This is a genomic window from Acinetobacter sp. S-1 (assembly GCF_059579785.1).
Map to the genome: position 1 here is coordinate 2995272 of NZ_CM184207.1, position 26998 is coordinate 3022269.

Genomic DNA, 26998 nt, shown 5'->3' on the forward strand with positions numbered 1-26998 from the left:
TTAATTCGCTCCCTGCATCGTTTGAACAACTTCAACCAACTGTTCGAGCAAATCGCTTAACTCTTGATGCGTAATGACATACGGTGGCATCACATAAACCAATTTTCCAAAAGGACGGATCCAGATTCCGCGGTCTACAAATTGTTGCTGTAAGGTTTTCATATCAACATTAAAGGTGAGTTCTACTACACCAATTGCACCCAGCACTCGCACATCGGCAACATAATCAAGCTGACTTAAAGGCGTTAAATATTGGCTAAGCTGTTGTTCAATTCGCTCAATATTAGCCTGCCAATCTTGCTCAATTAATAATTGGGTACTTTTTAAAGCGACCGCACAAGCAAGTGGATTGGCCATAAAGGTTGGGCCATGCATAAACACCCCAACCTCACCGCGACTAATGGTTTCTGCAACATGCTTTGTCGTTAAGGTAGCAGATAACGTCATATAGCCGCCTGTTAGCCCTTTACCTATGCACATAATATCTGGCTCAACTTGTGCATGTTCCCAAGCAAAAAGCTTACCCGTGCGACCAAAACCAGTCGCAATTTCATCAAAAATTAATAACAGATTATATCGTTCACAAAGTGCTTTCGCCTGACGTAAATATTCAGGATGATAAAAACGCATCCCCCCTGCACCTTGAACAATCGGCTCAATAATCAGTGCAGCAAGGTTTTCATGATTTTGCTGAATAGCTTGCTCTAGCTCAGCAATATCTTCTTGGTTCCACTCTTCATGAAATTTGGTTTGCGGAGCTGCTACAAAAAGACGGTTCGGTAAACTTGTACCAAAAATTTGATGCATGCCTGTAACCGGATCACAAACAGACATCGCATTCCATGTATCACCGTGATAACCAGAACGTGTAGTAATAAAATTTGTTTTTTGTGGTTGGCCTTGTGCTGTCCAGAATTGCACAGCCATTTTCAAAGCAACTTCAACGGCAACCGAACCTGAATCTGCATAGAAAATTTTATCGAGATTCGGTGGAGTAATTTTTAAAAGAATTTTTCCAAGTTCAATTGCAGGATCATGAGTTAACCCCCCAAACATGATATGCGACATGTTCTGTAATTGATCTGTCACTGCCTGATTGAGTTCAGGGTGATTATAGCCGTGAATTGCACACCACCATGACGACATACCATCAATTAAAGTCTTACCGTCATCTAGTTCAATCGTTGCCCCATAGGCACGTTTAACTTTAAACGTTGGTAAAGGTTGGGTCATTGAGGTATATGGATGCCAAATATGTTCCAAATCAAAATTATCGGTCATCCTCTATACCCTTTAACAGCAATTAAATCTTTCATTTAGCACATGTTAAACCTGTTAAGAATGAAAGAAAATTGCGAGATCAACCAAAGCTTATTAACTTTGCTGATGAATTGTTAAAAATTGGCAGATTTCTTCAATTGTTCGGTCCACTTCTAGATATGGAAAAGCATGAGTAGCGCCTTCTAACACTTTATAATTCATGTTTTCTGTCGTGATATTCTTGAAATTTTCAATAATTTTGCAAGGAACGACATTATCTTGCTCGGCAAACACATGAAGCTGCGGACCTGGATAGCTTTTTAAGTTATCTACCAAATTTAGTTGTTCAAGCATTTTCAAACCCACTGATAACAACTCACTTGAAGGCGGATTTGCTATATTTTGTATCCTTACCCAATCTTGTTTGGCCTGAGATGAACCGAGTGTAATTAAATAATAAAAACGCTTTAAAGTGGCTTGCGGGTTTTGAAAAAAAGAAGCTTTAAATTGACTAAACACATCAGTAGGCATTGCAGTTTGCCAATCAGGGTGTGCAACAAAACAAGGATTTGAAGCAAGCGTAATTAACGTTTTAGTTTGCCCTGTTCGTTGATAAAAGTTGTCAACCAATTGAGTTGCTAACTGTCCACCTAAAGACCAACCTATTACTACATCAACCTCAGCAACTAAATTAAGCTGTGCTTGAAAGTTACGATCTAAAATATCAAAAATATTAATAAGTTGAGTTTCAAAACCCTTTTTGTCCAAATGCAATTTTAGAGATTGCAAAGGTTCCACCCCTACTCCCCAACCCGTAATTAATAAAATTTTATTTTGTAACTTCATATGCCTGTCCAAAGCCAACCTTATAAGGATTATATAATATTATCGGTTTAAAATATCTTTTAAAATCAATATAAAAAGCAAATTTTAAAGCATAAAATTAAGCATTTATAATAAGATAATATTCTGAAATATATTGATAAATAAGACTCGCATTATTCATAGTAAACATACAAAAATTTAATTATCTAAACATTGAAGCCAATCAAAAAACAACATACTCCACACTTCGCCTATAAATCCATTATGCAATGTAATTAATGTTAATACTTATGTTTTTTTATTAAAAGAAATGACTCATCAATTCATTTTAATGCTAGAAGATTAATTATTGATCAGAAAGTATTAGGAAGGCTAATATGAACAGTCAAAACACAATATCTGATGGGAGAGAAAAAAATACATCTTTTGTTACACCCAATGATATTATAAACAACTTATCTTTAGATAAAAATTACTGCTTATTTTTGGATATTGATGGCACACTAGCACCCTTTCAAATTAATCCTGAGCATAGTTTTATTCCAAACGCCACATTAGAAACTATAAAAAAAATTACTAAATTAAATATACCTGTTATAGCTGTAACAGGTCGTGATGTAGATACAGCAAGCAAACTACTACATCCTATTGAAGTTCCAATTGCTGGTTTACATGGTTTAGATATTTATTTTAATTCAGGAAATTATATTCGACCAGATTTAAGCAGTATTAATTTCAAAAAATTAAAACAAGATATTATCAAAAATTTTGAAAAATATCCCGAATTATTAATTGAGGATAAAGGATATTCTATTGCCTTACATTATCGTAAAAATCCTAATTTAGAAAATAATGCTATTAATATTATGCAGAAAATTAATTTAAATCACCCCCACTTAAAAATAAATAGAGGGAAATTTGTTGTTGAATTAATTCCAAACCAAGCTGATAAAGGTAGAGCAATTGAAACCATATTAAATCATCTTAATTTACCTGCTGTATTACCTATTTTTATAGGCGATGATTTAACAGATGAATCTGGTTTCACTTACATTAATCAGCAATCTGGCCTTAGTATTAAAGTAGGTCCGGGTGAAACACAAGCAAAATATAGATTAAAAGATATTGATAATGTCGCGGATTTTCTTCTTTTATTTCAAAACAGAATAAAAAGCTTATATGTCAAAAATAGCCAAAATCAGAATGGAGAAAAATTATGTCTAAATTAATCGTATTATCGAACAGAATAAGTATGCCATCGGGTAAAGCTTCAGCAGGTGGTCTTGCTGTAGCTGTACAAGATGCACTAAATGATAGTAACGGCATCTGGTTAGGCTGGAATGGGCAGCAAATTACCGATAGCGAAGCGCCAGAATTTGCGCAGGCTTATTCTCAAGGAATTGACTACATTACCTGCCCTCTCACTCATCAGCAATATGCCCAATATTATTGTGGTTTCGCTAACAAAGTTTTGTGGCCAGCAATGCATCATAGAGATGATCTGATTGAATATGATGCAGAAGAATATAATACCTATCAAAAGGTTAATCGCTTATTTGCTCAAAAGCTAAAAGAGCTTGCTCAGCCTGAAGATCTTATTTGGGTGCACGATTACCACTTTTTTAGTGTTGCTCGTTATTGCCGTGAATTAGGCATGCAAAACAAAATTGGTTTCTTCTTACATATTCCTTTTGCCAGTCTGAATATCTGGCACAAAATGCCGGTAGCCCGTGAGTTAATTCAAGACTTGAGCCAATATGATGTTATTGGCTTACAAACTCAGATTGACCAAAATGCCTGCATGCAGACTTGCCTGAATTTACTCGAAGCTCAAAAAATTCAAAGCAACAGTATTAGCTATAAAAAACGTCAAATATTAATTAAATCATACCCAATTGGTGTTCAGCCTGAACTTATACAAAAACAAGCACAACAAGATTTGGCGACCTCTTCGGTATTTAATTTTGAAGAAATTCCACGACAAAAAACTATTATTGGAGTTGATCGTATTGATTATTCAAAAGGTTTACTCGAAAGATTTAATGCATTTGCAACCTTTTTGGAAACTAGCCCTGAATATCATGGCCTAGTTCGACATCTTCAAGTGGCGATTCCTTCTCGTACCGATATTCCAGCTTATCAACGCTTATACCAACGTTTTAAAACCAAGCTAGAGTTAATTAACGAAGAGTTTGCGCATGAAGACTGGAGACCTGTAGATTGTTGTTATGACACGGTACAGCACCATAATCTCATGCACATTTATCGTCATTCAGATATTTGCTGGATCAGTTCACTACGTGATGGGATGAATCTAGTGGCTAAAGAATATATTGCGGCTCAAGAGCCAGAAAATCCAGGTGTGCTCATTTTATCTAAATATGCTGGTGCTGCTGAGCAGATGTCTCAAGCCTTGATTGTTGACCCGCAAGATAGAGCGGCAATGATGGATGCTTTAAAAATGGCTTTAGAAATGTCTAAAGCTGAGCGTATTAATCGTTATCAACAATTGATAGAGGGATTAACATCATCCGATCTTACCCATTGGCGAAATAATTTCTTGGATGATTTAGAAAAGACACCAACTTTACTAATGAAGCCTCAACGATTATTACAAGATAATTATCAATCTATTTATCAGGTTTTATAAATCTAAATAAAAGAACATCGAGAAATTCAATTTCTCGATGTTCGCTATTTGGTGATTATTATTTATAAATTAATTTGTCTTTACTAATGTAAAGCGGTTAAGTAAAGCAATAATAAATAGTAATACAGCGACGCCTGTTAAAACTGTACTTAAACCAGTCCATTCCCCAATTAAACCGATTAAAGCTGGTCCACTTAATGAACCTGTATAAGCAATTGTTGATACTAAAGAAAGTGCTGCTGCTTTAGGCATATTGTTTTGTCGACCAACACGAGAAAACATCACTGGTACAATATTAGAACAACCTAATCCTAACAGTGCATAACCCAATACAACCACTTGCCACACTGGTGCCGTTACAATAACAGCCATACCAATAGCGGCTCCAATTGCACTATAAGTCACAATATTTTTTTCACCCCATTGCTTAAGCAAGATATGACCCGCAAAACGACCAGTGGTCATGCTAAGTGCAAAGAAAGTGTAAGCTAAACCAGCAAAAGCAGGGTTAAGCTGATATTTACTTGTTAAATAAATACCACCCCAATCCATTGCTGCACCTTCTGATAAAAAGGCAATAAAACACATCATACCAATAAGCAGAATAATGCCATCAGGACGATAAAATTTTTTCGGTGCTTGAGTGGTATCTTCATGTGGCTTTTCATCCTGTTCAAAAGACGTTAAACAAGAAGGAATCGCAACACCACCAATAACAAGTAAAATCATAACGACTGATAACGTACTCATTAAGGGTGAAAGCCCTACTGCCAATAATGCTGTCACAAGCATAGCGCCTGTTAAACCACCAAGACTGCACATTCCATGGAAGCTAGACATAAGAGCTCGCACACTATGTTTTTCAACAACTACTGCTTGTAAATTGATAGCTACTCCAAGACATCCTGCTGCCGATCCAAAGATAAACAATGCTACAGCCATCGTCACAATGCTGCTCCACATCGTAAGGCTAGGCAATAAAACCATTAACAACATCAATGCCAAAGCAATTAACGGACGACATCCCCAGCGCTTTACTAAAGCACCAGTCGCAGGCATAGCAATCATTGACCCGATACCCATACACAGCAAAAGTAAACCAAAATCGGCATGATTTAGGTTTAAACGTTGCTGTGCAAAAGGAATAAGAGGTGCCCAAGCTGCAGTCGCAAAACCTAAGCTAAAAAAGCTTAGTCGTGTTGCAAGACGCTGTGTGCTTAGGAGAGTAGCTGTATCTAGAACAGCAGGTTTGGTAAATAACATATTTCGCGAACTCACCATAAAATCATTGGCGATCCATACCAACCGATTTTCCATAGAAAAACCCTTGCCTCATTAAATTTCTAGGCAAGGGTTTTATTGGCGAAATTATAAACAATTTCATAAAAAAAACAGGGGGTGCGATACAATTTTTCTGACTTTTTTGTAACTGCCAAAGCCTTATATAGTAAGGCTTTGAATATGTTCAATTTGACAAAAACAACATCTAAGTTAAGACTTCATTTTATTAAAATGAGCCAATAAAAAACCCAGCCTTAGCTGGGTTTTTTATTAAATTTGAGATTGAATATAGTTTTGCAAGCCAATCAACTCAATTAAACGTAATTGCTTTTCTAACCAGTATGTATGGTCTTCTTCAGTATCTGATAATTGTTGACGCAACATATCACGGCTAATGTAATCGCCCTTCTCTTCGCAAAGTTTGATACCTGTCGCTAACTTTTCACGAACATGATATTCAAGCGCCAAATCAGCTTTTAAACAAGATACAACGTCTGTACCAACATTGATATCTTCACGGTGCATGTTTGGTTTAGCACCTAAAAACAATACACGGCGAATGATCGCATCAGCATGAGAAGCTTCTTCTTGCATCTCATGATCAATACGTTCATAAATTTTATTTAAACCCCAATCTTCATACATACGAGAATGGATTAGATATTGATCACGGGCAGCCAATTCTCCGCCAATGAGCATATTTAAATAGTCTATGACTTCTGGATTGCCACGCATAATAAATCTCCTATCGTATGAGAACTATTATGGGCAATCTTAAAAGTGATTGCAAAACAAAAAATGGTTAAGTTTATGATTTTTATCAAATTAAAATGAGAAACATACGCATTTGCAGTTTAAGTTATTTAAATTTCCTCTGCAAAAAGAAACGCTTGTCCAATTTATAAGTCCAGACAAGCGTTAAAATATGGCTCAAACCATCAATTTATAAATTTGTAACTAAAATCAATGGTTCTTATTTCGGTAGATCTATTCGCTTAAAGTCTGCCCGTAGCTCGCCATAAGTGATAAGAAATCAGTCTCATTCATAACAGCAATACCTAGTTTTGCTGCTTTTTCTAATTTCGAACCAGCCTTCTCGCCCGCAACAACACATTTGGTTTTACTCGATACACTACCGCTTACACGCGCCCCTAATGCTTGTAGCATTTGTGTTGCCTGATCACGGGTCATTTGCTCCAATGTGCCTGTTAACACCCAGCTTTCGCCATTTAATGGCTGTCGTGTTGGTGCAGTCGGTGCATCCCAATGAATTCCTGCCGCAATTAAGCGATCAAGCACTTCAATGTTGTGCGGTGCCAAGAAAAAGTCAGCAATCCATTCGGCAGTAATATCACCAACATCTGGTGTTTTCTTTAAAGCTTCAACATCAGCAGCTTTAAGCGCTTCCAAAGTTTGGAAAGTATTGGCTAACATTCTAGCTGTTGTTTCACCTACCCCACGAATTCCTAAAGCATAAATAAAACGCGCAAGCGTTGTCTTCTTACTGGCTTCAATCGCATCAATCAGATTTTGTACCGATTTTTCGCCCATTTTTTCAATCCCGAGTAAAGTTTCTCGGTGTTCGTGCAAATGGTAAATATCGGCAACATCTTTGAGCAAATCGAGGTGTAATAAAGACTCTACCCAACGATCGCCTAGGCCTTCAATATCCAGAGCTTTACGTGATACGAAGTGACGAATCGCTTCAATACGCTGTGCAGCACAGTACAGTCCACCAGAACAACGTGCTAAAGCTTCCCCTTCAGGCATTACAACTGGTGAAGCACAAACAGGACAGTTTTCAGGTAAATGTACAATTTCAGCATCAACAGGACGGAATTCTGGCCAGACTTTTTCTACTTTAGGAATAACATCGCCTGTACGATAAACACTCACCGTGTCACCAACACGTACATCTAGGCGATGGATCTCACCAATGTTGTGTAAAGTTACATTGGAAACCGTAACTCCCCCTACAAACACAGGATTTAAACGCGCTACTGGAGTCAAAGTACCTGTACGCCCTACTTGCCAATCAATCTGATCAACCGTAGTTAATGCAGCTTGTGCAGGGAATTTATAAGCAGTTGCCCAACGTGGTTCACGACTTAAAAAACCAAGTTGTTGTTGTTGCTTTAAGTCATCAACCTTTACAACCATCCCATCAATTTCAACTTGTAAATCTGAACGTTCTTGCTGAATTTGCTCATAACGTTGCTGTACTTCTTGAATTGAATTACACAGATATTGACGTTCAGCAATTTCAAATCCAAGTTTTGTGAGCCATTGCAGACTGTCATGCATGGTAGTTAAGCCATGATTAGGTTCACATTGAGCGATGCCGTAAGCATAAAATGCTAAAGGTCGAGCCGCAGCAATATTAGGATCAAGTTGTCTTAAACTACCAGCTGCAGCATTACGCGGGTTGGCAAATGTTTTATCGCCTTTGGCTTCCTGTTCAGCATTGAGTTTTTCAAAACCAGACTTTGGCATAAGTACTTCACCACGAACTTCCAGCAAACGTGGAATTTCAAAGTGATCTGAATGTAACACTTTAGGCAAATTACGAATCGTTTTAACGTTCTGGGTAATGTCCTCACCAGTTTCTCCGTCACCACGTGTAACGCCACGTACTAATAGGCCATTTTCATACCAGAGAGAAATCGCAAGACCATCAAGTTTTAGTTCGACTTCGTATTGTACTTTTTGATTAGGCAAACGCTCTTCAACACGACGTGCAAATGCGAACAAGTCTTCCTGATTAAAAACGTTCCCCAAAGAAAGCATCGGAACTACATGAGTCACACTTTGAAATTTAGAGAGTGCTTGTCCACCTACTTTTGTAGTCGGTGAATCTGATTGAACAAGGTCAGGATATTGCTCTTCTAAAGCTTTTAACTGGTGAAATAAATGATCATATTCACTATCCGAGATTGTCGGCTGATCCATGACATAGTAGGCATGGTTATGCTTTGCAATCAGTTGAATAAGCTGACGCATCTGTTCGATCACGGAAGTTGTTGCCATTATGTTATTCACCATAAAAAAGGGTGGAAATTTCTCCACCCTGAGCTGCGACTAGATATGTTGCAATTATCGCAACGAACGTAAAAAATTAAAACTAGGCGGTTGCCTGTGCCGGACGATAATCAATCACATGATGACGCCAGTGCTCTTTTAACTGTGGCGTAAATTCAAGATTATTCTCATCGTAAACTTTGCCATCAATTTCGCGAGCAATTAAACCTGCAATACTCGCCATCATATCAAAACCAGTCACGGCTTTACTGTTTGGAAGCGCAAGGAAAAATGCCAACCCTTGAACTTGTTCAGTAGATAGAGTTTCAAGATCAAAACCAGCTGGTCCATTGTCTGTCATACGCAATACAGAGAACATGAGTACACTCGGCTCATCGGTATTTTCATAACGATGGAAGCACGACATTTCGCCGTAGCGTAAACCATATTTCAACAGCACTTTAAGCGCTTTATCGCCAGACAATGCACGACGAGGGTTTGGATAAACATTTAGCGCAATAATCTGTTCAGCCATCGCTAATGCACTTTCATCATCATAACGTTGCTGTTCATGTAAATGCACATCCAGAATATTACTCTCGCCTTCAAACTCAGCAATTTCGGCGGTTTCAATATTCGGATTTAAACTCAACTCAGGCTCAGTTTTTTCGCTCTCAGCTTCCAAATTTTCTTTTGCTAAAGCTTCAGCTTCCGGTTTAACAGAAACTGTATCAACCAATTCAACTGAACCATCTTTATGAATGGTAGAGCTTGGTACTATTTGTTCAGATTTAATTTCTTCTACAGAAGCGTTTTCAACAACTGCTTGAGTTTGTTCAGTTTGAATTGCTTTAGCGGGTTCTACGGTCTCAATTTCTGACTGTTTTGTTTCAGGTACTTGTGACGGCGCAGCTTCGCTTAAAGTCGGTTCTACTCGCTCTGCACTAGTCACCGCTACAGATTCAGCTTCATTTTTCTCAAGCTGATCTCTCACGTGCCTAGGTATAACCGGTTGATTACTATCAGGATTAATATGCAAATCACTGTCTAATGAGGGTTCAGCATGGTTTGGCTTTTTTAAAATCATTTTTAAGCCAATTAGCATAATTATAATGGCAACAACGATGCCAATAATCGTATTGATTTCCATTCTATGACTCCGAAACTAACCCGTATTCTTTTGCCTGTTCTAAATCGACAGTGACTAATTTTGATGTACCCGGTTCAGGCATGGTCACACCCAACAAATCAGTTGCCATGGTCATCGCCAGCTTATTATGTGTAATGTAAATGAATTGTACATGTTCAGAAAGTTCTTTTACCAAATTACAATATCTCTGAACATTCGCATCATCAAGTGGTGCGTCCACTTCATCTAGTACACAAAACGGTGCCGGATTTAATCTAAAAATCGCAAATACTAATGCTAACGCTGTTAAAGCCTTTTCTCCACCGGAAAGTAATGCTAGAGAACTATTTTTCTTACCCGGTGGCCTTGCCATCAGTTTAACACCAGATTGCCAGTCATCTTCAAGACTTAAACTCGCCTCACCACCATTAAAAACCTTTGGAAACAGGTTTTGCAACTCCTGATTGATCTGATCAAAAGTTGTCATAAACAGCTTACGGGTTTCTTGGTCAATGCTTTTCATCGCATCTTTTAATTGAGTTACCGTATTTTCCAAATCTTGAATCTGGTGACTCAGCTCATCAAAACGCTGAGAAACTTCTTCAAACTCTTGTGAAGCGGCAAGGTTAACCGCTCCAATTTTTTCAAACTGTTTCTGTACTTTTTCCAGTTTCTGCTGGTGCTCGGCTAAATCTATTTGTAAGCCTGTTTGGAGTTCGGCATTTAGCTCTTTAAGCTGCTCTTGATAATGCTCACGATCTGACTTAGCTGCTTGCCATGCCAATCGTTTCGCTTCAAGTTGTTCTCTAAGCTGCTCATCTTTTTGTTGATATTGATGACGCTGATCAGTCAAAGTCTGCTGTTTTTCCTGCACACTATTGAGTTCAAGCTGCCATTCATTCCAGTTCTTTTGCAACTTTTCAGTTTGAGCAAATTGTTGCTGAAACTCTGACTCAAGATTTGGTAACTCTAATTGAATAGGGTCAACAAACTTTTTCGCTTGCTCCATTTGAGCTGCAATTTGCTGATATTGGCTCTGCAAGAATGAGATATCTTTTTCAAGCAACTCAATCTGTTGAGTTGTCTGCGTGCTATTACGGCGTAAAATTTCACGTTCTTGTTGCTGATGTTGCAGGGCTTGTTGTTGTTCTTCTAGCTGCTCTGTTAATTCTTCTACCCGAAATTGCAAAGTTTTATAGTCAGGTAAAATGGTTTCGAGCTTGATTGCTAATGCATGCAAATCAATTTCAAGATCGTCTTTTTGCATTGCATCTTCTTCAAGCTGCATGTCTAACTGATCAAGTTGATCTTTTAATTGCTGTTTTTGCAGTAAAAATGCTTGTGCTGCGGTTTGTTGCTTGGCAATTTGCACATCAAGCTGTTGCAAGTCTTTTTGTTTTTGTTTAATGACTTGTTGTTTCTGCTGCAAGTCAACTTGTAGCTGTCCCAGCTCATCTTTTTGCTGAACTACAATTTGATCTAATACTTGTAATTCTGGTTGCTGCTTTTGAAGAACTTGTTCAATTTCGTCTAGACGAATACGGTGGCTCAGCATACCTTGCGCACTTTGACTTTCGTCATCATACATAAGAGCAATGACCCAATCCTGCCCGACATGATAACCATCTAAAGTCAAAATAGACTGGCCATATTGCAGTTGCTTTTGTTCATTTAAAGCATGAGTCAAATCTTGTGCAATCGCTACATTTGAAAAGATTGATAGTTGTGGCGATGCAATCCACTCATTTAAACAAGCCAAGTTCCCTTTAAATTGACTTGTTTGCTCTGAAGGTTTTAACTGGCGGGCAACTCCTTCTTGAAAGACTTGTTCAGTCTCAAGAATATGAGCTTGCAACCATTTTGCTAAAAACTTCTCAACAATCTGCGCATGTGGTTTACCTTGCTCGGTTAACTCTAAAGCCTGCATTAAACGTAGCGTATCTTGGTTTTGCTTTGGATTTTGTTTAGCAACAAGCTGGCTTAAGTTTTTCTGCTCTGATAATAAAACTTGGATTTCTGTTTTCAGCGTTTGCTGCTGATTTTTACTTGATTGATGTTGCTGTTGAGATTGCTCTAAATGCAGTAATTGTTGCTCAATTTCAGTTTCAAGCGACGCGATTTCGCCAAGTAATTTCTGTTGCAGTTGCTCAAGCTCGCCCTGCTCATCTTCATGAACATGCGATTGAATTTGGTTTGCTTGATGTTGCAGCGTTTCTTTTTGCTGCTCAATGCGCTGAACATTTTTACCCAACTGTTCAATTTGAGCTGACATCTGCATTTTTTGCTGCTGTTGTTTTTCAACCTGAGCTTTTACTTGCTGAAACTGTTGTTGTGCTTGTTTCTGCTGAGATTGTAAATCAGCAAAGTTTTGTTCAGCCTCCGTCGCTGTATGCTCAACTCCAGTTAAAGCTTCTGTTTGTTCTTCTAGCTGATTATTCAGTGTTTCAAGTTGCAATTCAGAAAGCTGTAAACGTTCTTTAGTTTGGAATCTTTGCTGCTCTAACTGAACGAGAGTCGTACTATTTTGCTGGTATAGACTCTGTTTTTGTTCAAGAGTCATTTTCAGCTCAGATAGTTTCTTTTCAGCTTGTTGCCATTCTTGTTGTAGCGGTGAAGATTGCTGAATAAGTCGCTGAAACAAAGCACTGGTTGCTTCCAAATCATGTTCAATCGTGCTTAATTCTGAGCGAACCAATTTAAAGGTTTCACCCAATTCATTCATTTGAACGGTATATTCTTCTTGTAGGCGTACACTTTTCTCTGCCTGAAAAGACAAAATTTCAATTTTGAGCGTACGAATCTGGCTTTCTAAAGTTTTATATTGAACCGCAGCTTCCGACTGACGCTTAAGCGTTTTAAGCTGCGATTTTAACTCTAGTGCAATATCGTCTAAGCGTGAAAGGTTTTGCTCTGTATGTTCAAGATGCTGCAAAGTTTCACGACGACGAGCCTGATAACGAGAAACACCCGCGGCTTCCTCAATGAACACACGCATTTCTTCAGGCTTGGCATCAACCAAGCGGTTAATCATGCCTTGCTCAATGACCGCATATGAGCGTGGTCCTAAGCCTGTTCCCAAGAAAATATCGGTAATATCACGGCGGCGACAACGTGTACCATTTAAGAAATATTCTGACTTACCCTCACGCGTGACCTGACGGCGAACAGCTAACTCATTATAAGCATTATACGATCCGCCCAACTTTCCATAAGTATTATCAAAGCGTAGCTCAACACTGGCCACACCAACGGGCTTACGTTTGGAAGTCCCCGTAAAAATAACATCTTGCATGCTACCACCACGGAGCTGACGAGCGTTTGACTCACCCATCACCCAGCGGATTGCATCGATTACATTGGATTTGCCACAACCATTTGGACCAACCACTGCTGTGCGGTTAGCCTTAAAATTTAAGGTTGTACTATCTGCAAAAGATTTAAAGCCGGAAAGTTTTAAACTGCTTAAACGCATAATGCCCTAACTAGCGGCGTGAGCGTCTTGCCCAAGCCAATTCAATCTGTTTCATTCGTGTCAGCGATTCCAACACAAGGTTACGTAAGTGTCGACAAAAATCTTCCATAAATAAAGCGGCTTGTTGTGATTTTCGGATTAAAATTGCATCAGTCACGAGTTTAAATAATGCAAATGCTTCTTGTAGTTCCCGCTTAGAGGTATTTAAGGTCAAAAAATAACTACGACGTAATGAGGGTAATAACTCTTTATAAAATTTCATTAGATAAGGATTACCCACCATATCTTGCTGTTCAGCTAAATATTGGAAGACTCCATCATAAAATTTTTCGATATCACCTGCTTTGACATGCTCAAGAAGTTGCTCTAATAGCAACTGTAATTGATCTGCTTCATGCGCACGCCATGTTTCGCTCATGCGTTGTACAATATGCCCCAGTAACATCATATTTGTATCAAACAACGCTTTAACTTGTTGTGCAGACATTTCTGAAACAATTGCCCCACGGCGTGGAAAAATCTCAATTAAATGAGTACGCTCTAATAATAACAATGCTTCACGAACTGATCCTCGGCTAACGTCAAGTTCTTTGGCAATACGTAGTTCTTGAATACGTTCACCTTCTACTAGCTCGCCACTAATGATCTGTTCGCTAATATATTTGACAATTTGCTCAGAAAGACTTTCTGTGTCTTCGAGATTCATAAATCACCCGCTACTTTTTATATGCATTAATCCATGCTTTTCTTTCGCATCCTTGTTTTTAACTGATCCCATCGATTAAAAACTATGTCATTGTCTGACAATTTTATTGCATTTTAAGCCAACTCATTTAAAAACAACACCAAAATCAGATGAATAAAAGATTAGAACGCTCTTATATTTTATAAATAAAAAAAGCTCAAATTCCTAAAAATTCAAGCTTTTACACCACAGTCTTATAAATTTAAGATTTTAGTCTCTAGTGCATAATACCTTTATAAATAAAATAACTGCCTACCACCACTAAGAGGCAAGCAAAGCATTTTTTTAACATCTGCGGCGACAACGCATGAGCAACCTTTGCGCCAAACTTCGCTGTGACAAAACTCATGACACTAATGCCAATAAACGCATAGATATGTACATAACCAATCGTGTTAGGTACTGAGATTTGTTCTTTTGCACCAAACCACATAAAGCCAATCGCTCCAGCAACTGCAATTGGTAAACCGCAAGCGGCAGAAGTCGCGACTGCTTTTTGCATGATCACGCCATGACGGTTTAAATATGGAACGGTTAAACTTCCTCCCCCAATTCCAAAAATTGCAGAGGCAATACCAATGCCACCACCCGCCATGAATTGCATAGGTGTTGAAGGAAGCTGACGATTTGGATCAACAACTACATGTGCTCCTTTAAACATCCTATAGGCCATCACAACTGCAAAAATACCAATAAGAAGTTGCAAATGCTGACCAGACATCAGGTCGGCAATGCCCGCCCCTAAAAATGAGCCGATCACTAACCCAGGCGCTAAATTACGAAAAACAGGCCAAAGTACCGCCCCCTTTTTATGATGAGCTGAAACAGAACTAAAAGACGTTACGATAATAGTTGCAAGCGATGTTCCGACTGCAATATGCATGATTACCGCGGGATCGTAGTGCAATTGGGTAAAAACGACATAGAGGATTGGTACAATAATTAGTCCGCCACCAACTCCAAACAATCCGGCAGTAAAACCAGCAATTGCGCCAATGAGTAAATATATGATTAACTCCATAAATGTTTTACCACTCTGCTCATATTCAACATGGATTTAGAGACTCGCCAACTACAACAACTTTTAAGCGCAAAAAACCAGCTTCCAGAAGTGGTTTTATTAAAAGCAACCACAACTTCGACCAATGATGATATTCGTGAAATTGCCCAAAAAGGCATTACAACGGGCTTGGTTTGCAGTGCTCAACAAACTCAAGGGCGAGGTCAACATCAACGGCAATGGATTTCACCTGAAGGAAACATTTATTTAAGCACATTGGTGCAAACTCGAACACCCTTAGATGGTCGCTTAGCACTTGAAGTTGCTCTGAATATTTTGCAAATCCCCCAGTTACAAGCGCTGAATTTGCAAGTGAAATGGCCAAACGATTTATATAGTGCTCAGGGCAAATGGGGTGGAATTTTAGTCGAACCACTGTCTCAGCATCAGGCTATTGTAGGTGTAGGTATTAATTTAAAAACACCACCAGTGACTGATAGTGATCAGCCAATTACCTCTTTAGAGGATTTAGGTCTAGAGCAAATGGGTCGTCTTGAGTTAATTTCAGAGCTCTATGTTGCCATTCAAAATGCTGCTCGCTGGTTTGATCATGGCTGCTACAATTTAGCGGGACGTTTTAACCATCATGCGGCATGGATTAATCAGCTAGTTCAGTTTGAACATAGTCAGGGACTGGTACATGGCCGTTTCGTTGGAATCTCCAATGAAGGTGCAGTAATTCTTGAAACTCCAGAACCACAGCAGTTTTATCAAGGTCGCCTAAGACCACAAACAACTCAGTAATCAGGTATTTCCCCCATGAAAAGTTTATGGCTTGATATCGGAAACACCCGTTTAAAATACTGGATTACTGAAAATCAGCAAATTATTGAACATGCAGCTGAGCTACATTTACAGTCCCCTGCCGATTTATTACTTGGTTTAATTCAACACTTTAAGCATCAAGGCCTGCATCGAATCGGGATTTCTTCGGTACTCGATACCGAAAATAACCAACGTATTCAGCAGATTTTAAAATGGCTTGAAATTCCAGTAATTTTTGCCAAAGTTCATTCTGAATATGCAGGTTTACAGTGTGGTTATGAAGTCCCGAGTCAGCTCGGAATTGACCGCTGGTTACAAGTACTCGCTGTAGCTCAAGCAGATGAAAACTATTGCATTATTGGTTGCGGAACAGCGCTCACAATTGACCTAACTCAAGGTAAACAGCATTTAGGAGGTTACATCCTGCCTAATTTGTATTTGCAGCGAGATGCTCTTATTCAAAATACCAAGGGTATTAAAATTCCAGACTCCGCTTTTGACAATCTAAATCCGGGTAATAACACTGTAGATGCAGTACATCACGGTATTTTATTAGGCCTGATTAGTACCATTGAAAATATTATGCAGCAATCACCTAAAAAGCTGCTGCTGACTGGTGGTGATGCAAAACTATTTGCCAAGTTCTTACAAAAATATGAGCCTGTGGTGGAAACCGACCTTTTACTCAAAGGACTACAGCAATATATTGCTCATTATCCTAAAGACTAAAATACACAACAAAATAAAAGGCGCTATATGCGCCTTTTATTTTATGGATTTATTTCTTTTGGTCGTTGTTACCAAACAGTGGACCCATTCCGCCACCGCCACCGCCAAATTGCTTTTGCATATTGCCTAATGAACGCATCATTTTGCTCATACCAGATGGATTGGCAAACTTCTTCATCATTTTGGCCATTTGTGCTTGTTGCTTGATAAGTTTATTCACTTCAGCAACATCCATACCACAACCTGCCGCGATACGCTTTTTACGACTTGGGTTCATCAAGTCTGGGTTACGGCGCTCTTTAACAGTCATTGACTGGATAATCGCTTCCATCTTCTTGACTTGTTTTTCAGGGTTCGCTTGCTCAATCGCTTGCTGAATTCCTGCACCGCTCATGCCAGGCAACTTGTCTAAGAAGCCCATCATACCGCCCATTTTTTTCATTTGCTCAAATTGCATCAGCATATCTTCAAAGTTGAAGCTACCGCCTTTTTGCAATTTTTTCGCCATTTTTTCGGCTTTTTCTTTGTCGATTTTACGTTCAACTTCTTCGACTAAAGAAAGTACGTCACCCATGCCTAAAATACGTTGAGCAACACGGTCTGGATGGAATGGTTCTAAAGCGTCAAGCTTCTCACCCATACCCAAGAACTTGATTGGCTTACCAGTAATGGCACGCACAGAAAGCGCTGCACCACCACGTGCATCACCATCAGTTTTAGTAAGAATCACACCGGTAAGTGCTAAAGCATCATTAAATGCTTTTGCTGTATTTGCAGCATCCTGACCTGTCATGGCATCAACCACAAACAAAGTTTCAGTCGGCTTAACTGCTGCATGCAATTCTTTAATTTCATCCATCATGTCTGCATCGACATGTAGACGGCCTGCCGTATCGACAATCAATACATCAGCAAACTGGATTTTTGCCTGTTCAATTGCACGATTAACAATATCAATTGGCTTTTCAGAAGGATCTGAAGGAATAAAGCCTGCACCAACTTCATTTGAAACAGTTTCTAACTGTTTAATCGCTGCCGGACGGTAAACGTCGGCAGAGACAGTCATTACTTTTTTCTTTTGACGTTCTTTTAAGAAACGTGCCAGCTTGGCAGCAGTTGTGGTTTTACCTGCACCTTGTAAACCAGCAAGTAATACTACAACAGGAGGTTTCGCACTTAAATCAAGTGTTTCATTCGCCTCACCCATCATCTTGGTGAGTTCGTCATAAACAATTTTTACAAATGCCTGGCCTGGTGATAACTGAGTCATCACTTCTTGGCCCAATGCCTCTTCCTTAACTTTCGCGATAAATTCACGAGTTACAGGTAACGCGACATCGGCTTCAAGAAGTGCCATACGTACTTCACGTAAGGTATCTTTAATATTGTCTTCGGTCAGCTGCCCTGAGCCAGTAACATTTCTTAAACTCTGTGTGAGTCGTTCTGTTAAGGTATCAAACATTGCAAAATCCGCTTAAAATGGCTAGTTGCAAAAAAATCTTTCTCGAAATAGAAAATTTATGCATAGAATGCTATAGGATACTTTAGTTCGCAGCGAATTTATATCTTATATAGATGAATTAATCCTGAAAAAGGTTTGACATGATTAGCCTCCCCTTGGTTTATACAATTTTGGCACTCATCGCATATACCACTTCTTTCTGGTATCTGTTTATTCGTTTAATGTCAAAACGTGAACCAAACTCATGGTTATTTGCTTTTGTTACTATCTTGGCATTAGTACTGCACGGCACAGTTTTATGCGATGCCATGCTTACACCAGCAGGAATTAACTACGATGTATTTAACCTGATGTCTTTTACATCAGGGCTTATGTTATTGTTAAGCTTAATTTTTAGTACTTTTCGCCCTATTCTGCCATTAAATTTGTTAGGCATTCCTGTCGCAGCTATTGGTCTTATTTTAGGGTTTGCCTTTAGTCGACCAGATCAATTTATTGAACAGCATTCGTTAGGACTTGATACTCATATCATTCTTTCGCTTTCTGCCTATGCAGTTTTACTGATGGCAACCATACATGCGATCTTGATGTGGTTCCAAAATCGTGAACTCAAAAAGAAACAAAAAAAACGTTTCTGGGTCAACTTACTCCCGCCAATTCAAGCGATGGAATCTTTATTATTTGACCTAATCATTACAGGTTTCATTTTATTAACGATTGCGCTTACATTTGGTTTTTTAACAATTGATAGCTTCTTTGCTCAGCATCTCGCTCATAAAACCGTATTTAGTATTATTTCTTGGTTTATCTATGGCTCATTACTGATCGGCCATTACAAACTTGGCTGGAGAGGCCAAAAAGCAATTCGTTTTACCTTAATGGGTTTTGTACTTTTAGCGATTGGATTTATCGGCAGTAAATTTGTACTTGAGATGATTTTAGGGCGCTAGAGAAATTATAATTTAATCGATACTAGACAGCGTTATGCATATCCCGTATAACGCTGTTTTCGTTTTACTCAGGTGACACAGACTGTGAAACTCATACTCGCTCCAATGGAAGGTTTAACTGACCCGATCATGCGGGATACACTCACATCTGTTGGTGATTTCGACTGGTGTGTGACCGAATTTATTCGCGTTACAGACAGTATTTTGCCAGACCACATCTATTATAGTTTTTGTCCTGAACTAAAAAATGATGGTAAAACAGCAGCCGGTACCCCTGTTCATGTTCAGTTCCTAGGTAATAATCCAGATATGCTGGCAGCAAATGCAGCAAAAGTTGTTGAATTGGGTGCACCTGCAATCGACCTTAATTTCGGTTGTCCTGCAAAAACCGTTAATCGACATCGTGGTGGTTCAGTCCTTCTTGATGAACCAGACGTGGTACATCTGCTGATTAAAGCAGTGAGAGATGCTGTACCTGCTCATATTCCTGTTTCAGCAAAAATGCGTTTAGGTTACCTCGATGAAAACCATACAATGGAAAATGCCCACGCTGTCGAAGATGCAGGTGCAAGCTGGTTAACTGTACACGCTCGAACTAAAGCAGATGGCTATACACCACCAGCTTATTGGGAAAAAATTCTACCTATTAAAGAAGCTTTAAAAATTAATGTCATTGCTAACGGTGAAATCTGGACCAATGCTGATGCTAGAGCCTGTCAGCAACAATCTGGCTGTGAAGACTTAATGATTGGCCGTGGTGCGGTAACGACTCCAGATTTAACCCAATGCATTCGCCAAAATATGGATGAAGCATTATTTAGTTGGGAACAACTCGTTGACTTACAAATTCGCTTTTTAAACGGTCAAGCAAAAACAGAAATTGGGATGGTTGGTCGTTATAAGCAGTGGTTAGGCATGATGACCAAAGCCTATCCTCAAGCGAAAGAATTATGGGATCAGGTGAAACGTATTAAAGCTTTAGATGAAATTGTTCAACAATTAGCACACACCAGATCAGATACTATTTAACTCGCTATAACCTTAGAAAAAAGAGGGCGATTGTTTTCACAACTGCCCTCTTTCGTATTTCAGGTTAAGCTATTATTCTTTTTTAAAAGCCGCTTACTTTCATTTTAAAGTCAGTTACAGAAACGCCAGTGACACCAAAACTCCCCATTGAGCCATTAGGTAAATTATTAAACGTTGTTGTATTTTGAGTAGCCATATTTCCTAAAGTGACATTATTAAGTGAAGCATCAAATTTACTAGATGCACCTGTATTCCCAAAAGTTAATCCAGTTGGTTCAACACCTGCATAAAAACCATCTAACACAAAACCAGTTGAGGTATTTGTTCCTGCAAACTTAAACCCAAATGTAGCACCTGTATTATCGGACACTAAAGTAATTGGACAACCCGTAGCAGCAGAACAAATAGATTGAATTGCCCCACCAAATTTAACCATGACGGACTGGGCAGCATGACCCAGTTGAATGTTTAAACGGGGTTTATTGGTTTGTACAAAGTTAATATCTAGATTTCCAGTAGAACGAATGATTTCTTTTATACCCGTATTTACTGTCGTTCCCGAACTAAAAATTGATTTGGGTGCATAACTTGTTAATGCATAATCGGATGGACTAGATAAAGATGTACTTGGGGCTAAATAAACTGAAAAAGGTAGAAGTCGAATTCCGTTTACATCATTTCCCATAGATATAGCTAAATTTAAAAAAGGATTTCCACCCCCAGCATCGGTATCCATTGCAATATTAAAAGAAGGATTACCCGATACAGCAGCTTTAATAAACTCTATACCAGGAACTTGATTAGTAGAGTTTCCAGCAATGACAAAACCAGCCTTACTGTTATAAGAAGTTGAAGCAATACCGTTAGTATCAATAAGTGCGACTTGATTAAATTTAACTTTATCGGCCTGAATTCCTAAAGTTAAACCATTTTGGCCCGTCGTTGCTGCAAGGCTTTGATCATCCAAAGGTTGCATTGCAAAAACACTTGAACTACTGACAAGTAGCAGCCAAAATCCTATATTTTTATTCTTCATGTCGCTCTAATCCTTAAGAGACAAACGCTTATTATTTGTTCAGACTATCAGAATAATATTCAAGTACAAAGCAATTATCTCTATAACCCGACGAATGCAAATCCAATCACACTAAAATAAAATTTATATAAAAAAGTGACGATAATCGTCTCTTTTTTATATTAGTTAAAAGCCCCATTTCTAGGCACAATACTAAAGCTACTATTTAAACGTCCACCCGTAATTGCAAGCTCACCTAAACGTGCTCCCGCTCCTGTTGAAGGCGGATAGAAATTAATATCTTTAACACGTAACGCGCCGTCAATACTCTTATCAGGGTTGAAATAAACCGCTGTATTTACCCCAACTTTACCTAAACCACTTGTTGTATCTTTACCCACAACCAAAGCGGTATTAAACGCTAGCTTTCCTGTAATATTGTCAAAACCAATTGCAGAACCATCAATCGGATCACTAATTTGAACCGTATTTCCAGTTGCTGTCGCAGGCACTGTGAAATCGCCGAGTACAGTTAAAGCACTTCCATCTGCAATTGAACTATTTGGCACAATTGATAAGTTAAGATCGCCACCTAAACGGAGTTTTAGTCCAAATAAGACATCATTATTTTTTGCAAAATTATCGATAGGTGAAGTACATGAACCCGTCGCTGGACAAGTTTTATATTTAGCCCCTGGTAAATAACCAGCTGCAATTTCTGTTGATAAAGCAAGTAGCATCTCTTTTAAACTAATATTAAGACTGCCATTTTCTAAACCAATACTTCCATTACCTTTGAGGAACATATCGATATTACGTAAGCCCATGTAATAATCAGTAGGACTACCACCATTATTAGCATTTGGAGAACCATCAATTAATAAAATTGAGGTTGTTTTAGTTCCAGTCGCATCACGTCCCGTAGTTCCAGCAGCAATACCAAAACCTAAACGCGAAGTGGTTCCAGATGTAGCCACAGCATTTCGAATAGGCTTACCATTTGCATCTTTTGTATAGTAATAAGCACTATTTGCTGGTGCATCTAAACCATATACAGCAGCGTTAGCATTTAAGTTATAAAAAGGTAATGCTAAGCCCCACTGGTTATTCGCACCATTGTCTGCAAACTGATTGGCAGCAGCAACATTCGCACTTGTCGTAAAACGACCGCGTCTTGAAAATGCTTGAAACTCTGCTCCACGCATCGCAAGAATTAAGCTAAACGGATTAGTGACCGTATCACGATGAATATTATGTTGATAATCAGCAGCTGTTGTTAAAGTACCCGACCCTAAACGAATTGCATTTAAAGTCACGTTGTTTGGCATTAATAATGTTTTTGTATCAGCAAGATTTAAATAAATATTTCCGCTGTCAAAATAACCACGCGTAGCTGAGTTAAGGCCCGTTAAATTACCAAATTCGAAACCATACGCATTCAGACCTGCTCCACCAATTTCTAAAGTGGTTGCTTTGCCATCTGAGCCTAGCATTGAGTCATTATCTTTAGTGAATTCACCTTTCATACGAAAGGCAATCCCAGAATTACCTAAAATACTATTACTTGAGCCCGTACCTGTAGCGGTATTTGCTGTACCTAATATTGTTGTATCTGCCGTACCATCCATGCCACGGACTTGTAAATAACTATTTACCATACGTCCACTAGCACCTAAACGAATCAAACCTTTCGCATTTTGGGGACTATTGGTTGCATCTAAAGCATAAGGGTTAGTTTTATCGACATTAGAACTTAACATGACCTCAATATTCAGACCTGAATTAGTTACTTTTCCACTACTATCTACATATGTGCCTGCTGTTAGACCAGAAGCTGAATCTGCTACACGGTTAAAATCAACATAGCCATAGGTACTATTTGGAGTTTGCCCCACACTAGCAAGGTTAGTTCCAGTATTTGTCTGTAAAACCACGCCACGAGTTGGGTCAATCAACATGGCCCCTTTACCGACAAAATTAAAGTTAAAATTTCTTAAAATTAACTGATTTAGCTGACTACGAGCATCTAATTGCCCTAAATAAATATTGGCATTATTAATACCAAGCGTCATGCTTGACTGACTATTTGCATTAAATAGACCATCTTGGGTTGTAAGTGCCAAATTTAGAGGGGAAGTCGTTTGAATAGCCAGCTGGCCCATTGTTGGTGAACAAGTAGCAGAGGTATTACATACTTTAAAACTATTTACAGTTATAAGTGATGGACTGCTTTGCATAGAAAAGTCGAGTCCAGTTTTACCCGTAGTTGGGTTACTCCCTACATCTAAACGGTAATTTGTACTTAAAGGCTGACTAGATGCATTACTTTTTTGAACTTTTATCCCGCTCGCTTGAGCTCTTAAGACCTGATCTGCACTACTAGGTGTACCTGCATGATCATCCCAGTAGGCATTATCAATATTGATTTCATTAAACGTCGTTTGAATCGAAATCCCATCTTGCCCATTAACAGCACTCATGTCAGCATCTGTTAAAGCTTCTAAAGCAAAAGCATGTCCACTCACTAACAACATGCTGGTTGTTAATGCGTTTAAAATAAACTTTGAGCTGTGATTTTCTTTATTTTTTTTCATCACTTCAGTTCCTTTGAAATCTACATTAACCCTTAACAACGAGGATGGCTACCATCACAACTAAAGACCATGACTTTTCCTTGGATAGCCAAATTCCCATTCATCATCAAGCCCATAAAACCAGTTTCACGTCCATGGTCATACGCCGATGGTGTTGCAGTAGCAACTTGCTGGTTTGCACTATTAGCAGTCGCCGCATAAGTTGGTTTTTTGAAATATGCATAATCGTACATATTTGCACTCGAACCTTGCGCTGTTGTTGAGCTGGTAAAGTTATCTTGCTCAATTGATAAGGCATTAAAACCAAAGTTACGAATTAAAATTGGCTGTGCTGCACTAAAACTCAGTTGAATAGCAGGCTTAATCATTTCAGTATTGTTTTTATCCAAATACTTTAAATCAGCGCCATCCAAACCTATTTTTTGAATATTTAAAGTACCTTGTACGCCTTTAAATACGAGCCAAAGTTTATTACCACTATCACTATTTTCGGCCCAACCACTTGGTTTACTCGCATCTGCTTGTACAAAACGCTTATTAACTGCCAAGCCAATATGGCAAAACTCTACGTTCTCACAGACACCACCACTACCATTGTCAAATACACCGTTAGCTGTCTGGTTTAAATTGAGCATTAAAGATAAATCAGCACCCGCCTGACCATTAATCGCCTGTAATGCTTCATTATCTAACGTTTGTAGCTCTGCATGAGTGACCGTTGCACAAAGAGCGAGGATTAAAGTACTTATTTTTTTCATAGCATTCTGCTCCTCTTATAGACCTTTAGTTGTCAGTTTCAAGTGCTGTATTAAAACACCGTCAATGACAGCAGACCCCAGGTTATTTATTGGGCTAGAATTTATAACAGGTGTGGGCGCCTGATTTAATGTTGGAAAAGTTGTACCTGTCATTCCATTATTAGCGCCAATTAAATTATTTACTTCATTATTTGCTGCAGTTAACCAAACAGCTGATGAGTTTGCCCAAACACGGTTTGCAATTGAACCATACATAGGTGTAGTTCCAGAAGTGCTACTACAACCAATAGTTGGAGAACATGTAGCATCAGCAGGCTTTGTTGTTGGAGCTAAAATTGCCCAAGGTGTTGAGCCATTATTATATTCCCACTGATATAAATATCCTGTTGTACCAGCACCACAAATAAATAGAGTACAACTATAAGACTGAACCCACGTCTGAGTATTTACTCCACGTTGTTTATAATGTACTTCAGTCATCTGATTTGAATAAGTTGTTCGTGAAACCGTACCTGAATTTAACTTACCAAACGAAATACCTACTGCTCCTTCATCGGTTGAAGCTCTTAGAGTTTTTCCGCCATCCTCACTAAAGGCAGTACCAATGGTAATACTACTGTGTGTTGCATTATAGCCTTGATAATTTTTACCGCCTAAAGTTAGTTGGTTACCACATTGATAAACGTTACAAGTTGAGCCTTTATAAGAGGTATCCACACCGCTATAGTCAGTATAAATTTGTTTATAAATTTCTGGTTTATTCGCAATACGGGCAATTTCTAAACTAAAGTTTTTACCATCAGAACCTAAAATCAAAGGCTGGTACAAAGTACCTAATACAAGATTTATATTTGGGTTATAAAGGTAAACTCCCTCGTTAGCATCAAAAGTGGGTGCTACGCCACCATTAATTGCAGGTGTGATAAGGTTTCCACTATCGCTCGTTTCACGTGTACTCAAACGTAAAACTCCAGCATTCGATAAACCTGAAGCATCCCACGTTTTTGTGGCAGTTTTACTATCTGTACGTGTACGTTTTTCTACATAATAGCGGCATCCCGCTGAGGTACCAAAACTTCCTGTTCCTCCATTATTACAATCACCTGTTGTGCTTGTACTTAATGTTGAATTAGCACCTGCATGAATAAGAGTCCACGGAGTAGTAGTAGATCCCTCAGTTAGAGAACTTGTAGTAATAGCCTTAACATCCTTGCTGTCTCCGCTATTCAAACGTATAACTCCGGCAACCCCCAAAGTATTATTATAAAAAGGGCTCATTCCACCAGCAGATGTTGCTCCGCCTAATGTTTGGAAAAGCTGTAAACGGCTGCCATTTAAGCTAAAGTTATTCCACACTCCTTGTAAACGAAGACGGTTTGCACGAGTTGCATCAGTACTTGTACCAATTAAACCATTTGAGTCGCCATAATTAAATTGATCTGCTGCTCCATTTATTTTATTCGGATTTCGAACAAAGATATCGGACCATAGACCTAGTTTCAACTTATAAGCATCTATACCAGCCGTATCTTTTGTTCCAATCTCATATAAAGGTGCTTCCAAAGCTAGATAGGTTAATTGACAAGTAGGATCAGTCGCACCTGTACAATTATTTGCACTAAAATTCGGTACTGAATTTTCAGTTGCAACTTTAAATATCCAAGGGTTAACAGCTGTACCCCAGCTTGATATTGCTGCTGCCTCAGTAGAAGCTATACGTGTATTAGTATTATTATCAGATTTGGATAAAGCAAGGCCATAAAGATAAATATCAGCTTTACCCACTGCACGGTCACCTGAATCAACCGAACCGTTTTTATTGGTGTCTGCCGAAGTCATACTTAATGGACCTACGGGTACATAATTGATATAACCCGTATCTTTAGTGCGGTCAGTTAAAATTTGGTTTGTAGTTTCATTCGCTCCAGCTCCACGAAATACCATATAAGTATTCTGTGGCAAGATAGCAATACCTTCACCAGTGGTTTCACTTAAACCTGCATCAGAAAGTTCTTCAAGAGCAAAACTTGGCTGACTTATACAAAAGCCAATTAAACTTGCCAGAACGGTTTTTTGAAACCTTACCGTATAATTAAGTGTAGTCATCTTGACCTTCCTGTTTATACGATGCCGCGCACCATATTTATTTTTCTTTAACAATCCTTGATGCTAGGTGAATTTTTCCTTTTCTCCCTAGACTAGAAGGCAAATCCAAATAGATATTGCCAACCCTTCCACATTTCCATTATGCGCAAT

At 38.7% G+C, this 26998-nt stretch carries 20 protein-coding genes; 6 read left to right on the forward strand and 14 right to left on the reverse strand.

What is annotated here, in order from left to right:
- Together bioA and AC52J8_RS14430 are read right to left on the reverse strand one after the other, a co-directional pair.
- Nucleotides 1-1281: an adenosylmethionine--8-amino-7-oxononanoate transaminase gene (gene bioA, locus AC52J8_RS14425; protein ID WP_208753173.1), complete on the reverse strand. Its 1281-nt coding sequence runs from the start codon at nucleotides 1279-1281 to the stop codon at nucleotides 1-3.
- Between the two features lie 93 nt (nucleotides 1282-1374).
- Nucleotides 1375-2106: an alpha/beta fold hydrolase gene (locus AC52J8_RS14430; protein ID WP_086399089.1), complete on the reverse strand. Its 732-nt coding sequence runs from the start codon at nucleotides 2104-2106 to the stop codon at nucleotides 1375-1377.
- Between the two features lie 356 nt (nucleotides 2107-2462).
- Between AC52J8_RS14430 and otsB the strand changes: the two genes are divergently transcribed.
- Together otsB and AC52J8_RS14440 are read left to right on the forward strand one after the other, a co-directional pair.
- Nucleotides 2463-3314 carry a trehalose-phosphatase gene (gene otsB / locus AC52J8_RS14435; RefSeq protein WP_140157899.1) on the forward strand — a complete coding sequence of 284 codons (852 nt, stop codon included), beginning with the start codon at nucleotides 2463-2465 and terminating at the stop codon, nucleotides 3312-3314.
- Nucleotides 3302-4735 carry an alpha,alpha-trehalose-phosphate synthase (UDP-forming) gene (locus tag AC52J8_RS14440; RefSeq protein ID WP_197738941.1) on the forward strand — a complete coding sequence of 478 codons (1434 nt, stop codon included), beginning with the start codon at nucleotides 3302-3304 and terminating at the stop codon, nucleotides 4733-4735. Before otsB ends, AC52J8_RS14440 begins: the two co-directional genes overlap by 13 nt.
- Before the next feature lie 69 nt (nucleotides 4736-4804).
- On the opposite strand, the gene AC52J8_RS14445 is transcribed toward AC52J8_RS14440, so the two are convergent.
- The 7 genes from AC52J8_RS14445 to AC52J8_RS14475 all read right to left on the reverse strand — a co-directional run bounded on the left by AC52J8_RS14445 (nucleotide 4805) and on the right by AC52J8_RS14475 (nucleotide 15401).
- Complete coding sequence (locus AC52J8_RS14445; protein WP_079381147.1) at nucleotides 4805-5998, reverse strand: MFS transporter; 1194 nt, start codon at nucleotides 5996-5998, stop codon at nucleotides 4805-4807.
- A gap of 288 nt (nucleotides 5999-6286) precedes the next feature.
- On the reverse strand, nucleotides 6287-6751 hold the full coding sequence (gene ftn, locus AC52J8_RS14450; protein WP_001214863.1) for a heteropolymeric bacterioferritin subunit Ftn: 465 nt from the start codon (nucleotides 6749-6751) through the stop codon (nucleotides 6287-6289).
- A 252-nt stretch (nucleotides 6752-7003) separates the two neighbouring features.
- Nucleotides 7004-9043, reverse strand: coding sequence for an NAD-dependent DNA ligase LigA (gene ligA, locus AC52J8_RS14455; RefSeq protein ID WP_068613161.1), 2040 nt, complete (start codon nucleotides 9041-9043; stop codon nucleotides 7004-7006).
- A gap of 94 nt (nucleotides 9044-9137) precedes the next feature.
- Nucleotides 9138-10184: a cell division protein ZipA C-terminal FtsZ-binding domain-containing protein gene (locus AC52J8_RS14460; RefSeq protein WP_086399087.1), complete on the reverse strand. Its 1047-nt coding sequence runs from the start codon at nucleotides 10182-10184 to the stop codon at nucleotides 9138-9140.
- 1 nt (nucleotide 10185) lies between these two features.
- Entirely contained in the window at nucleotides 10186-13635 is a 3450-nt protein-coding gene (smc, locus tag AC52J8_RS14465) for a chromosome segregation protein SMC (protein WP_086399086.1), read from the reverse strand.
- Between the two features lie 10 nt (nucleotides 13636-13645).
- On the reverse strand, nucleotides 13646-14341 hold the full coding sequence (locus AC52J8_RS14470; RefSeq protein WP_002120391.1) for a GntR family transcriptional regulator: 696 nt from the start codon (nucleotides 14339-14341) through the stop codon (nucleotides 13646-13648).
- Nucleotides 14342-14597: 256 nt separating this feature from the next.
- Nucleotides 14598-15401: a sulfite exporter TauE/SafE family protein gene (locus AC52J8_RS14475; protein ID WP_005803243.1), complete on the reverse strand. Its 804-nt coding sequence runs from the start codon at nucleotides 15399-15401 to the stop codon at nucleotides 14598-14600.
- A gap of 30 nt (nucleotides 15402-15431) precedes the next feature.
- Here AC52J8_RS14475 and AC52J8_RS14480 point away from each other — a divergent pair, with 30 nt between their 5' ends.
- Both AC52J8_RS14480 and AC52J8_RS14485 read left to right on the forward strand, forming a co-directional pair.
- Nucleotides 15432-16184 carry a biotin--[acetyl-CoA-carboxylase] ligase gene (locus tag AC52J8_RS14480; RefSeq protein ID WP_019767930.1) on the forward strand — a complete coding sequence of 251 codons (753 nt, stop codon included), beginning with the start codon at nucleotides 15432-15434 and terminating at the stop codon, nucleotides 16182-16184.
- 15 nt (nucleotides 16185-16199) lie between these two features.
- Nucleotides 16200-16934: a pantothenate kinase gene (locus AC52J8_RS14485; RefSeq protein WP_005803245.1), complete on the forward strand. Its 735-nt coding sequence runs from the start codon at nucleotides 16200-16202 to the stop codon at nucleotides 16932-16934.
- Nucleotides 16935-16983: 49 nt separating this feature from the next.
- Here AC52J8_RS14485 and ffh read toward each other — a convergent pair whose 3' ends face one another.
- A complete protein-coding gene (gene ffh / locus AC52J8_RS14490) occupies nucleotides 16984-18396 on the reverse strand; it encodes a signal recognition particle protein (RefSeq protein WP_002120334.1) in 1413 nt (470 codons plus the stop codon).
- 140 nt (nucleotides 18397-18536) lie between these two features.
- Between ffh and AC52J8_RS14495 the strand changes: the two genes are divergently transcribed.
- On the forward strand, nucleotides 18537-19346 hold the full coding sequence (locus AC52J8_RS14495) for a cytochrome C assembly family protein (RefSeq protein WP_002120294.1): 810 nt from the start codon (nucleotides 18537-18539) through the stop codon (nucleotides 19344-19346).
- An 84-nt stretch (nucleotides 19347-19430) separates the two neighbouring features.
- The gene (locus AC52J8_RS14500; RefSeq protein WP_213069700.1) at nucleotides 19431-20375 is read left to right on the forward strand and encodes a tRNA dihydrouridine synthase; all 945 of its coding nucleotides are present in this window, start codon (nucleotides 19431-19433) and stop codon (nucleotides 20373-20375) included.
- An 82-nt stretch (nucleotides 20376-20457) separates the two neighbouring features.
- Here AC52J8_RS14500 and AC52J8_RS14505 read toward each other — a convergent pair whose 3' ends face one another.
- The 4 genes from AC52J8_RS14505 to AC52J8_RS14520 form a co-directional block, all read right to left on the reverse strand.
- Nucleotides 20458-21411: a DUF6160 family protein gene (locus tag AC52J8_RS14505; protein WP_208753171.1), complete on the reverse strand. Its 954-nt coding sequence runs from the start codon at nucleotides 21409-21411 to the stop codon at nucleotides 20458-20460.
- Nucleotides 21412-21572: 161 nt separating this feature from the next.
- Nucleotides 21573-23984, reverse strand: a complete 2412-nt coding sequence (locus AC52J8_RS14510) for a DUF6160 family protein (RefSeq protein ID WP_214285101.1) — start codon at nucleotides 23982-23984, stop codon at nucleotides 21573-21575.
- 32 nt (nucleotides 23985-24016) lie between these two features.
- Complete coding sequence (locus AC52J8_RS14515; protein WP_208753169.1) at nucleotides 24017-24742, reverse strand: DUF6160 family protein; 726 nt, start codon at nucleotides 24740-24742, stop codon at nucleotides 24017-24019.
- A 15-nt stretch (nucleotides 24743-24757) separates the two neighbouring features.
- Entirely contained in the window at nucleotides 24758-26848 is a 2091-nt protein-coding gene (locus AC52J8_RS14520) for a hypothetical protein (protein ID WP_208753168.1), read from the reverse strand.
- Nucleotides 26849-26998 lie beyond the last annotated feature (150 nt).